This is a genomic window from Thermodesulfobacteriota bacterium (genome assembly GCA_036482575.1).
Taxonomy (GTDB): Bacteria; Desulfobacterota; GWC2-55-46; order GWC2-55-46; family JAUVFY01; genus JAZGJJ01.
This window is the reverse complement of sequence record JAZGJJ010000238.1, coordinates 1-10,681: the sequence shown is the minus strand read 5'-3', so window position 1 is coordinate 10,681 and position 10,681 is coordinate 1. Positions and strand designations below refer to the sequence as shown.

Here is a 10,681-nt window from a genome sequence, read left to right as displayed (position 1 = left end):
CCTCAGCGGGTCGAAGCTCATCCCTTTAACCCCTTCCAACTCCACCGAATTCTCTCTTAGAAGCTCCGCGAGCACGGAAGGCCTTATGAATTTTCCGTAGTCGTGCGTGCCGGGGTGGACCATCCCGAGTATGTCCTCGGCGACGAATATGGCGAAGAACCTCGCCTTGAGCGTCTTGCTTATCGTGGAGAAGAAGAAGAGCCCTCCCGGCCGGAGCATCAAGAGCGAGTCCTTTATAAACCCTTTGAGGTCGTCCACGTGTTCGAGCACCTCGGCGCATATGACGCAGTCGAATGGTTTTGGTTTTTCCTTTTCGAAGAGATCGGCCGCCGATGACACCCTGTAGTCGATCTTGAGCCCTGTGCTCTCCGCGTGTTCTTTAGCGGCCTCTATGGAGAGCGGCGAGAGATCTATCCCGGTTACGACAGCTCCGCTAACGGCGAACCTCTCGGAAAGGAGCCCGCCGCCGCAGCCGACGTCGAGCACCCTCTTCCCTTTGAGCCCGCCCATGGCCCCTTCGGCCTTCTCCTCGAAGTAGTCGAACCTGAGCGGCGTTATGTCGTGGAGTGCGGAGAGCCTGCCCTTGGGGTCCCACCAGTCCCGCTTGAAGGCGTCGAACTTTTGAGCTTCAGTCTGCACTTTTCAGAAATTCCTTCGGCGTCACTATCTTTATTCCCATATACTTTTCTATATGCAGCACCGCTTTATCTCCCGTTATAATGTAGTCCGCCTTTAACGCGACCGCGCATGCTATGAACTTGTCGTCGTCAGGGTCGCTCTCGATTACCTTTATATCAGGTGTTTTTGTCGTAAAGAGTATGTTGGAGCCGCTTGAGAAGAGCGAGAGTAACTCCGCGAGTTCGTCTTCGTCCTTGAGACCTATTCTGTTTAAGACCTCTACATATTCATCGAGGATGTCGGCCGAGAGGCAGAGGATTATCTTTTGGTCCTTCCAGAGGTCTATTATCCTTCTCGGGTTTCCGCCGAGGAAGGACGAGACAAAGACGTTCGTGTCGATAACGACCCTCACGGGCGGTTTTTTCTGACTTCTTTCACGGCCTCCTCTATAGACCCCGGCGTTACGCCTTTATCCCTCAGCTTGTCGCCGATTCTGCTCCACAGGTCGTCGATATATCCGCTTATGTCCCTCTCCTTTACGTAGTCTTCGATAAGCCCCCGGACCATCTGGCTGGTGGTCGTGCCCTCGGCACGGGCAAGCCTGGAGAGTCTGTCCTTGAGTTCGGGGTCCATCCTTATAAGCATCTGTGTCGCCATTGCGGTCACCTCCTAATATATCTTGTATATATTGTATATCGTTTGTATGGGAATGTCAACCCCCTCAGTCCAGACCGTACTCCTTCCACCTCTTCGTGACGAGCTCCACCACCTCCGGGTCCATCTCGATCTTCTCGCCCCACTTTCTCTCGGTCTCGGGCGGAACCTTATTGGTCGCGTCGATACCCATCTTGCTCCCGAGCCGCTCCTTCGGGGAGGAGAAGTCCAGGTAGTCTATGGGAGTGTCCTCTATAATTACGGTGTCCCGGCCCGGGTCGACCCTCGTCGATAGCGCCCATATGACGTCGGCCCAGTTATGCACGTCTATGTCCTCGTCCACGACGATTACGTATTTAACGTAGAGGAACTGTTTCAGCACTCCCCAGAGCCCCATCATTATTCTCCTTGCCTGCCCGGGGTACGCCTTCTTTATCGATATCACGGCGATCCTGTAGGATACCGCTTCCATGGGGAGGGAAAAATCCACCACCTCCGGGAACTGGAGTTTTAGCGAGGGGAGGTATAGCTCGTTCAGGACGGTCCCGATGACGGCGTCCTCCTTCGGCGGCCTTCCGGTTATGGTCGTCAGGTAGAGCGGCTCCTTCCTGTGCGTTATGGCCTTAAGGTGAAAGACCGGGAAGGGCTCGGCCGGGTTGTAGTAGCCCGTGTGGTCGCCGAAGGGCCCCTCGGGCTCGGCCTCGCCCGGAATTATTTCCCCTTCGAGCACTATCTCGGCGCTCGCGGGTACCTTTAGCGGTATGGTCTTGCACTCGACCAGGTCTACTGCTTTTTTCCTCAAGATCCCGGCGAAGTGGAACTCGCCGACGTTTTCGGGCACCGGGGTGACCGCGGCCACGGTCGTCGCCGGCTCGCACCCTATGGCAACGGCTACGGGCATGGGCTTTCCCGTCTTCTCCCAGAGCCGGAGGTGGTGCGCCCCCCCTCTCTGCGGGAGCCACCGCATGATGAGCCTCTTTTCGTCGAGTTTCTGCATCCTGTAGACCCCGACGTTAAACGGCCCACCGTCCGGGGACCGGGTTACGACGAGCGGCCAGGTTACGAGCGGTCCGGCGTCTCCGGGCCAGCACTTTATTATCGGCAGGAGCGAGAGGTCCGCGCTATCCCCCTTAAGGACCACCTGCTGGCAGGGGCCGCTCATGACGGTCTTCGGGCCGAGGGTAAGGAGCTTGCTGAAAAACGGGACCTTTTTTATCGCCTCCCAGAGCCCCTCCGGCGGCTCCGGCCTCTGAAGGTACGCTATGAACTCCCCTATCTCCGACAGTTCATCCTCGGTAACGCCCAGCCCTATGGCCACCCTCTCTCGCGTGCCGAAGAGGTTGGCCACAACGGGCATATCGTGCCCCTTCACATTTTTGAATATAACCGCCGGCCCTCCCGTCCTGACGAGCCTGTCCATGATCTCCGAGAGTTCAAGGACCGGGTCCACCTCCGCGCTCACTCTCTTAAGGAGGCCTTTTCTCTCGAGCGCCTCCAGGAAACCTCTCATATCCTTACATATCATCGGAAAACTCCTTTCAGAAAGGGACGGCGCTGTCGAGGGCTATGGCCAGCAGTATTATAGCCCCTCCGGTCACGTTGGCCACGAAGCCCCTGAACGCAGCCTCTCTCGTCGGGTTCTTTTTGATCTTCACTGTTATGGCCAGGAATAGGGTAAGGGCGGCCGCGATCCCCGTGTAGTAGATCGGCCCGAGGCCGAGGGTCCATCCCGTAAGGACGAGCGTCAGGGCCATGCCGACGTAGAGGAGCGTTACGGCCGTATAGACGTGTCTTCCGAAGAGTATGGCCGTGGACTTAACGCCCGCCTTCAAGTCGTCATCCCTGTCCATAAGTGCGTAGACCGTATCGTAGGCCGTTGACCAGAAGACGTTCGCGAGGAATATAAGGAGTGCGGCCGCGGCCACCTCTCCGGTGGCGGCGGCCCAGGCCATTACCGCCCCCCATCCGAACGCCATACCGAGGAAGGCCTGCGGCAGGGAGCTGACCCTCTTTATGAGCGGGTAGGTGGCTGCGAGCAGCAGGCCGGCCATTGAGAGGAGGATGGTAAGCGGGTTAAGGAAGAGTACCAGCACGAAGGCCAGGGCCGAGAGGGATAAGAATACAACGGTAGCCTCCCGCACATCGAGCCTGCCGTCGGCAAGCGGACGCGTCTTTGTCCTCTCCACCTGCCTGTCGAACTCTCTATCGGCTATGTCGTTAATGGCGCAGCCCGCGCTCCTCATGAGGAAGGAGCCAAGGATGAAGATTACAAGGAGCTTTGCCGGGGGCGCGCCGCCCGTGGCGAGCAGCAGCGCCCAGAGCGTGGGGCAGAGCAGGAGTGCCGTGCCGTATTGCCTGGTAAGCCGTATCAGGTCCGATACGGCGATGAGTTTGGTCGTAAGCGTGTGCGTCGCAGTCAAGGCCTACCTCGCCCGGGTCGACCCCGCAGGGGGGGGAGGGGGGGGTGAAAGGTGGATGGCCGATACGAGTCCGGGGCTGAAGAGCTCGGTTACCGCCGCCTTTATTACCCAGACGTCGGTCTTGTTGCGGTTAAAGAGCAGTTGGCGTCTGGCGAAAAAGGACGTTTGTACGTCCACACCCAGGTCCGTTGCGGCCTCCGCGCACCTGACCGTTCCCAGCCCGAGCCTCTCCTTCATAAACGGTACGTTCTTATCCGCGAGCACCCTGCCCAGCGGCTCCTCGCCGGAGGTGAGCACGTCCACAAGCCCCCGCTCTATGCACTCCAGAGGTATGACCGTGTGTGCGTAGACGAGCCTTTTCCCCTCCACGGTAAGCCACACCTCCCTTTCCATCGAAGGCGAGTTTACCTCCTCTTCGAGGTAAGCGGCCATCTCGGGAGATAAGGTAGAGGTACGCCTGCGCTTCATCTCGACTTCGACCTTGGAGCCGAAAAGGGCTTCGAGCCGCAGCGTTAGCGAGCCTCCGGATAGGATGAGTTCTTTCTGGTCCGCGCCGAGGGCCGATGCCCCCTCTGAGCCTTCCCACTCCCCGGCGCTCAGCCAGTCGTCACAGTAAAGGGTGGTCTCCATAGTATGGTGCTGCCGCACGGTTAATGTCATAAACGGCCCAATACAGCGTTAGTATCTCGTACCCCGACGGTCGCCGTGAATTGAAACACCATCATGGTGCTGCCGCACGGTTAATGTCATAAACGGCCCAATACAGCGTTAGTATCTCGTACCCCGGCGGTCGTCGTGAATTGAAACACCATCATGGTGTAAATACCATATCCGGGGGGGGTGGGTCAATGATATAGAGGAGATAGGTTGAAAGGGTTGGCCGGGGCCGGAGGACCGGCGGGGAAACCGCAGTTATCCCGCGTCTTGCGGGTTAACTTTTCGGGCGGGAACTTTTACGTCTGGCAAGCGGCTTGCCGGGTTACGCGGAGCCCTTGTTCTCCCCGTCGCCTTCCTCTCCGGCGGACAACTCGGAAGCCTTTAAAAAGGCGTCCACGCTGCACTTAAGCGCCACGACGGTGGAGTTGCTCGGGCAACGCAGGACCTTCAGGAGCTTGCCGACATAGATAAGCTCTTCCGGGCTCAGGTCCATGACCCTTGAAAGCTCCTCTTTGCCGAAAGGGGCCGTATCTTCCCCGGCAAACGAGAAAGCCCCACCCTCTGCCCCTTCGCCCGGCTTTCCCCGCCCGGTCAGGAGCCAGTCCACCGACAGGCTGTTGATATCGGCGAACTTGATTATGAGGTTGGTGGGCATCTTGCCCCTCTTTTTGTAGTTAGAGAGGGCCTGGGGCGTGACGTCCAAAGCCCTGGCCACCGCCGAGTCGTTCTTGAGCTTGCCCGAAAGCTTCATCCTCTCGATGATATCCCTGTAACTCAGTGTCATTTTGCCTGCTCCTTTCTTATGTAAAGCATTTCCCTGGTGATGGCGCTGTATCAGGCGGCGCGGTACGGAAGCGGTATTTTCCGATAGGGAGAGGGGTAATCCGGGCGCCACCTGCACTTTTTTCAGATATTGCCCCCCCCGGTTATTGGCAAGAAAACACTTATTGCTTTCCCACGCAACTGCCCTTCAAGTCCGGCAGGGGTCTAATTAGAGACTAAACAGAGTATAAACCCATGGGAGCGTATTGTCAACTCCGGCCGGGATTTAAACGGGCTCTTAATTGTGGAGCCCCCCTGGCCGCTATCCGCCCCTCGTCGGGTCTCGCCCCCTGCCGGGCGTTTATGGTGGGCGGTACTGGGTTCGAACCAGTGGCTTCCACCGTGTGAAGGTGGCACTCTACCGCTGAGTTAACCGCCCTTTAATACGGAAGACAGGATTCTACGTGGACTGCATAGGCGAGTTTTATATATGATATAAGAAGCGCTAACCGGTGTCAAGAGGTTCTCCGCCATCTAGGTATTTTCTGGTTGCTCAGGAGAGTGCGGCCGGGGTATACTTGATAAAATGAGGATAATGGGGTTGGACCTCGGCAAGAAAAGGATCGGGGTGGCGATAAGCGACGAGTCCGGCCTGACCGCGCAGCCCCTGACCCAGCTTGAGAGGAGTTCCGCCGAGAAGACGATGGAGGCGCTCCTTGAGATAGCGGCCGAGTGGTCCGTCGGGAGGGTAGTCGTCGGCGTGCCCTACAATATGGACGGGAGCACGGGCGCGCAGGCAAAGGGAGCTTTGAAGTTCGCGGAAAAGCTCAGGGAGAGGGGTTCCTTGGAGGTGGATATATGGGACGAGAGGCTCTCCACCGTGGCCGTGACCAGGGTACTCATTAGCGGGGACGTATCAAGGTCCAGGAGGAAGGGCGTTACGGACAAGCTCGCGGCCGCCTATATTCTCCAGGGATACCTCGACGGCAAGAAGGAGAGCCCCTCATAGCCGTCGACCTTAAGACGATGAGAAAGCGCATAGAACCCATAGTCGTGCTCGGCCTTGCGGTCGCGGCCCTTGCCGTAACCCACGTCTACACCCTCCTCTACACCCCGGCATCCAGGGAGGGTAGCACCGTGGTCGTTACCGTACCGAAGGGGGCGAGCTTCCGGGTCGTGGCAAACGGCCTTAAGGCGGCCGGGGTGGTCAGGGACACGAGGGGCGTCACCCTCGCCGCGGGGATGAAGAACGCCTATACGAAGATAAAGGCCGGCGAGTACGAACTCGACAGCTCCATGGCGCCCGTCGAGGTGCTGGACCGGCTCGTGTCCGGGAGTACCCGCCAATATCCAGTTACCTTCCCTGAGGGCTATAATGCAAAAGAGATGGCGGACACACTCGAAAGGGCCGGGCTTGCCGGCCGCGAGGAGTTCGTCGGCAGGGCGGGAGACAGGGCCCTCGCTTCGTCTCTCGGGCTCGACGGTCCCACCCTCGAGGGCTACCTCTTCCCGGACACATACAGCCTTACGAAGGGTATGTCGGTCGATGACATAATCGTTGCGATGGTGACGAGGTTCAAGGAGGTATATGCGGGCGAACTCAGGGATACGGCCCGGGCAAAGGGGCTTACCATGAGGGAGGTCGTAACGCTGGCCTCGATTATCGAGAAGGAGGCCGGCACGCAGACCGAGATGGCGAGCATATCGGCGGTCTTCAGGAACAGGCTTAAGAAGGGGATCCCGCTCCAGAGCGACCCTACGGTCATATACGGGATTAAGGACTTTGACGGGAACCTGACGAGGGCACACTTGAGGACCAGGGCCCCTTACAACACCTATACCAACTACGGCCTTCCTCCCGGCCCCATAGGGAACCCCGGAAGGTCGGCCCTCCATGCCGCGCTCAACCCTTCGGGCGAGGGCTACCTGTACTTCGTCTCCCGGAACGACGGCACCCACCACTTCTCCAGCAGCCTCGCCGAACACAACCGCGCGGTGGACTACTACCAGCGGGGCAAGGGTTCCCGCAGGCCTAACGGCTGAGTTGCCGCTGCTTCCGTCCTGCTATAAAGGCGTAAAATCTTCCTTAAGTCCGGACGAGACGGAAAGCTCACTATTCGATCCGACGATTACCCCTTCGACGCCTTCGAGCTTTTCTATGAGCGCCATCCCCTTTTCCGGCCCCATGACGAAGACCGCGGTGGAGAGCGCGTCGGCCACAATCGGGTCTTCGGATATGATTGTAACGCTCCGGCATTTTTTTGCCGGATAGCCCGTGGCGGGGTCGAGAATGTGGTGATACCGTACGCCGTCTTTAATAAAGAATCGCTCGTAGTCGCCCGAGGTGGCCGTGGCGCCCCCCTCCGGGACCGTGACCGTGCCGAGAAGTTTTTCCTCTTGCCCCTCCCCCTTTCTCGGATGGCGGATGCCTATGGTGAACGGTTTTTTCCTCCCCCCCCTCCCGCTTCCCCTCTCCCCATCCCGGAAGGCCACCATGTCCCCGCCCGCCTTTACTATCCCCCATTCCAGGCCCTTATCCTTCAGGGTCTCCACGGCCCTGCCGACGATAAAGCCCTTGGCGACCCCTCCGAGGGTAAGCGCCATACCCTCGGCCTCGAGCCCCACCGTAGATGAAGCTTCATCCATAAAGATCTTTCCGTAGTCCACAAGGGGGAGGAGCGCCGCGACCTCCTCTTCGGACGGGACGGGGTTCTCCTCTCCCGAGAAGCTCCACAGTTTACCGAGGGCCCCTACCGTCGGGTCGAAGGCCCCGCCGGACAGCTCCGCTATCCTTACGGCTGTTTTGACGACGATAAAAGTCTCCGGACTTACCTTTACACCCCCGCGGCCCCTGCGGCCCCCGCGGCCAGTGACCCCGGCGGCCGCGGCTATCCTGGATACGTCGCTTGTGGGTATGTAGCCGCTCAGGAGCGCTTCGAGCCTGGCAATCTCGGAGAACGCCGCCTCGGCCGCGTCCTCGCGGTCTTCTCCGAGCGTAATCTCAACGACCGTCCCCATAAGGACGCGGCTGTAGGTAGTGGTGTCATCGGCTTTCTTGAAGATAAACGGGATTGAGATGAGAACGAGTACGGAGAGCGCTACGAGTGGGTAGACTATACGTCCGGAGGTAGTCATGGCATGGGGCGGGGACGACCAACCTTTTTTGATTTTTCGGCTTTCTGGAGAAAGCGAAGCAAATTCAAGGTGTTACAACTTAAGGGGTATGGCCTGGAGGAGTTCAGAACTCGTCTTCCTCAGACTCGGACCTGTCCATAACGCCGAGGCCGGTCTCTTCGGAGGGCCTTCCCCTTATGAGCCTTTCCCGCTCCTCTTTGCTCTTGCACTCCACGCAGACGCGGGTAAAGGGTAAAGCCATGAGGCGTTGCTCGGCTATCGGCTCGCCGCACTCCCCACAGGTGCCGTAGCTCTTGAGGTCGAGGCGCTCAAGCGCGTCCTCTATTTCCGATAGCTGCGCCCTGCCGCGGTCGCCGAGCATAAGCGAGAGCTCCCTTTCCCTCTCGGAGCTTGCGATGTCGTAGATATCGCCTATATCGGTCTTCATGCCCCGGCTCTCGTCTTCCACCTTGTGGGCGACCTCCTGGAGGATCCTGCCCTTGGTGGCAAGGAGCTGTTTCTTTATAGTCCTTTTAAAGGGGACTTTCCCTTTTTTCTTTACGGCTTTTTTCGCGACGGGCGCCTTCGCTTTCCTGGCCGCAGCGGGGTTTTTCTTCTTCGCGGTTTTCTTTGGCGCCGCCGCCGTTTTCTTCCTGGGCGCGGCGGCCTTCTTCCTGGGTTTGGGTGTCGGCATAAGGTTATGGAGTATACACTATTTTAAAATCTTGTCAATATTTTTGTTCCCGTGGGAGAGGAGATAATATAGAATAGGTTCTTCCCCGCTGCCGTTTTCATGTGGACTTCGGCCCGGCGGGAGGCAGGCTTATGGAGCATAAAACCGTATATGACGTCATAGTGGTCGGTGCGGGCCACGCCGGGTGCGAGGCCTCGCTCGGGGCGGCAAGGATGGGGCTTAAGACGCTTGTCGTCACCATGAAGCTCGACACCATCGGGCAGATGTCCTGCAACCCTGCCATAGGCGGGATAGCCAAGGGGCACCTGGTTAAGGAGATAGACGCCCTCGGCGGAGAGATGGCAAGGGCGATCGACGCCGCCGCCATACAGTTCCGTACGCTCAATGCCAGCAAGGGCGTGGCCGTAAGGGCCACCAGGGCCCAGGCCGACAGAAAGCTCTACCGGCGGGCGATGCAGGCCGCGCTCGAGGGGTGTGAAGGGCTCGATATAAAAGAGGGGCTCGTTGAAACTCTTCTGGTAAGGGATGGGAAGGTTGAGGGCGTTAAGCTTGCCGCAGGTGAATCCATTACGGCCCGCGCGGTTATCGTAACGGCCGGTACCTTCCTGAAGGGGCTCATTCATGAGGGGCTCGAAAGCCGCCCCGGCGGCCGTGCCGGAGACCCGGCGAGCGTGGGACTGTCGGATTCCTTGAGGGGGCTCGGCCTTAATATGGGTCGGCTTAAGACCGGCACCTGCCCGAGGATCGACAGGAGTACTATAGAGTTCTCAAGGCTCGAACCCCAGTACGGGGATAAGGACTGTAAACCCTTTTCCTCTTCAAGCCCGCCCATAACGAGGCCGCAGGTGCCCTGCCACATGACCTACACCAACGAAAGAACGCATGCCGTTATACGGGAGAACCTCGACCGCTCCCCGCTCTTCAGCGGCGTTATAAATGGCGTCGGCCCCCGCTACTGCCCGTCCATAGAGGATAAGGTGATGAAGTTTCCCGAGAGGACCAGGCACCAGGTATTCCTCGAACCCGAGGGGTATGATACCCGTGGGATAAATACAGACGAGATATACCCGAACGGCCTCTCCACATCTCTGCCCGAAGACGTGCAGCTAAAGTTCCTAAAGACCATCGAGGGGCTGGAGGACGTTAAGATAGTAAGGCCCGGCTATGCGGTCGAGTACGACTATGTGGACCCGACCGAGCTTAAGCCGAGCCTCGAGACGAAGTGCGTGGAGGGGCTTTTTCTCGCCGGCCAGATAAACGGCACCTCGGGCTACGAGGAGGCCGCGGCCCAGGGGCTTATGGCCGGTATAAACGCGACACTCAAGATAAAGGGCCGCCCACCGCTTATACTCGAACGGTCCGAGGCCTATATCGGTGTCATGATAGACGACCTTGTGACCCGGGGGACGAAAGAGCCCTACCGGCTCTTTACCTCGAGGGCCGAGTACAGGCTGCTCCTGCGGGAGGATAACGCCGAGGCGAGGCTCAGGGAAAAGGGTTTTAGCGTGGGACTCGTAGACGAGGGGGTTTATAGCGCTTTTGTGGTAAAAAAGAGACTCATGGAGGAAGGGCTCAGGTGGCTTGAGCAGACCAGGCTTAATCCCACGGGGGAGGTTAACGAAGAGCTTACCCGGCTGGGTCTGGGTAAAATAAGTAACCCGTTGACTTTAAAGGAGTTTTTGAGGCGTCCCGAGGTGGATATCCGCTCTCTTCTGAGCCTTAAAAATGTCTCTTCCTCCCCCCTCTCCTCGCCGCCGGAGGG

The 10,681-nt window shown here is 58.7% G+C and carries 12 protein-coding genes and 1 tRNA gene; 3 read left to right on the top strand and 10 right to left on the bottom strand.

All coding sequences use genetic code 11. From position 1 onward, the window contains the following. From ubiG to V3W31_10555, 8 genes are all read right to left on the bottom strand, one after another. Positions 1 to 639 (bottom strand): bifunctional 2-polyprenyl-6-hydroxyphenol methylase/3-demethylubiquinol 3-O-methyltransferase UbiG (ubiG, locus tag V3W31_10590; protein ID MEE9615377.1); only part of this gene is annotated, 639 nt, incomplete at its 3' end. Further along, positions 629 to 1,030, bottom strand: coding sequence for a putative toxin-antitoxin system toxin component, PIN family (locus tag V3W31_10585; GenBank protein ID MEE9615376.1), 402 nt, complete (start codon positions 1,028 to 1,030; stop codon positions 629 to 631). The genes V3W31_10585 and ubiG, both read right to left, overlap by 11 nt. After that, on the bottom strand, positions 1,027 to 1,275 hold the full coding sequence (locus V3W31_10580; GenBank protein ID MEE9615375.1) for a ribbon-helix-helix protein, CopG family: 249 nt from the start codon (positions 1,273 to 1,275) through the stop codon (positions 1,027 to 1,029). Before V3W31_10580 ends, V3W31_10585 begins: the two co-directional genes overlap by 4 nt. Before the next feature lie 64 nt (positions 1,276 to 1,339). Beyond that, positions 1,340 to 2,797 (bottom strand): menaquinone biosynthesis decarboxylase, encoded by a 1,458-nt coding sequence (locus V3W31_10575; protein MEE9615374.1) that lies wholly within the window; start codon positions 2,795 to 2,797, stop codon positions 1,340 to 1,342. A gap of 13 nt (positions 2,798 to 2,810) precedes the next feature. Then, a complete protein-coding gene (gene ubiA, locus V3W31_10570) occupies positions 2,811 to 3,692 on the bottom strand; it encodes a 4-hydroxybenzoate octaprenyltransferase (GenBank protein ID MEE9615373.1) in 882 nt (293 codons plus the stop codon). A 3-nt stretch (positions 3,693 to 3,695) separates the two neighbouring features. Beyond that, a complete protein-coding gene (locus tag V3W31_10565; GenBank protein MEE9615372.1) occupies positions 3,696 to 4,322 on the bottom strand; it encodes a chorismate lyase in 627 nt (208 codons plus the stop codon). 349 nt (positions 4,323 to 4,671) lie between these two features. Then, the gene (locus V3W31_10560) at positions 4,672 to 5,133 is read right to left on the bottom strand and encodes a helix-turn-helix domain-containing protein (protein MEE9615371.1); all 462 of its coding nucleotides are present in this window, start codon (positions 5,131 to 5,133) and stop codon (positions 4,672 to 4,674) included. A 342-nt stretch (positions 5,134 to 5,475) separates the two neighbouring features. Beyond that, a tRNA-Val gene (locus tag V3W31_10555) sits at positions 5,476 to 5,550 on the bottom strand. Positions 5,551 to 5,697: 147 nt separating this feature from the next. Between V3W31_10555 and ruvX the strand changes: the two genes are divergently transcribed. Next, positions 5,698 to 6,120, top strand: coding sequence for a Holliday junction resolvase RuvX (gene ruvX / locus V3W31_10550; protein MEE9615370.1), 423 nt, complete (start codon positions 5,698 to 5,700; stop codon positions 6,118 to 6,120). A 17-nt stretch (positions 6,121 to 6,137) separates the two neighbouring features. Then, complete coding sequence (gene mltG, locus V3W31_10545) at positions 6,138 to 7,154, top strand: endolytic transglycosylase MltG (protein ID MEE9615369.1); 1,017 nt, start codon at positions 6,138 to 6,140, stop codon at positions 7,152 to 7,154. Between the two features lie 21 nt (positions 7,155 to 7,175). Here mltG and V3W31_10540 read toward each other — a convergent pair whose 3' ends face one another. Further along, entirely contained in the window at positions 7,176 to 8,246 is a 1,071-nt protein-coding gene (locus V3W31_10540; GenBank protein MEE9615368.1) for an FAD:protein FMN transferase, read from the bottom strand. 103 nt (positions 8,247 to 8,349) lie between these two features. Then, positions 8,350 to 8,919: a TraR/DksA family transcriptional regulator gene (locus V3W31_10535; protein ID MEE9615367.1), complete on the bottom strand. Its 570-nt coding sequence runs from the start codon at positions 8,917 to 8,919 to the stop codon at positions 8,350 to 8,352. A gap of 131 nt (positions 8,920 to 9,050) precedes the next feature. Here V3W31_10535 and mnmG point away from each other — a divergent pair. Further along, positions 9,051 to 10,681 (top strand): tRNA uridine-5-carboxymethylaminomethyl(34) synthesis enzyme MnmG (gene mnmG / locus V3W31_10530; GenBank protein MEE9615366.1); only part of this gene is annotated, 1,631 nt, incomplete at its 3' end.

Excerpts from the sequence above, each read along its gene's own strand:
- V3W31_10565 (MEE9615372.1), bottom strand. The coding sequence starts at position 4,322 with ATGGAGACCACCCTTTACTGTGACGACTGGCTGAGCGCCGGGGAGTGG.
- V3W31_10580 (MEE9615375.1), bottom strand. The coding sequence starts at position 1,275 with ATGGCGACACAGATGCTTATAAGGATGGACCCCGAACTCAAGGACAGA.
- V3W31_10535 (MEE9615367.1), bottom strand. The coding sequence starts at position 8,919 with ATGCCGACACCCAAACCCAGGAAGAAGGCCGCCGCGCCCAGGAAGAAA.
- mltG (MEE9615369.1), top strand. The coding sequence starts at position 6,138 with ATGAGAAAGCGCATAGAACCCATAGTCGTGCTCGGCCTTGCGGTCGCG.
- V3W31_10560 (MEE9615371.1), bottom strand. The coding sequence starts at position 5,133 with ATGACACTGAGTTACAGGGATATCATCGAGAGGATGAAGCTTTCGGGC.
- V3W31_10575 (MEE9615374.1), bottom strand. The coding sequence starts at position 2,797 with ATGATATGTAAGGATATGAGAGGTTTCCTGGAGGCGCTCGAGAGAAAA.
- V3W31_10540 (MEE9615368.1), bottom strand. The coding sequence starts at position 8,246 with ATGACTACCTCCGGACGTATAGTCTACCCACTCGTAGCGCTCTCCGTA.
- ruvX (MEE9615370.1), top strand. The coding sequence starts at position 5,698 with ATGAGGATAATGGGGTTGGACCTCGGCAAGAAAAGGATCGGGGTGGCG.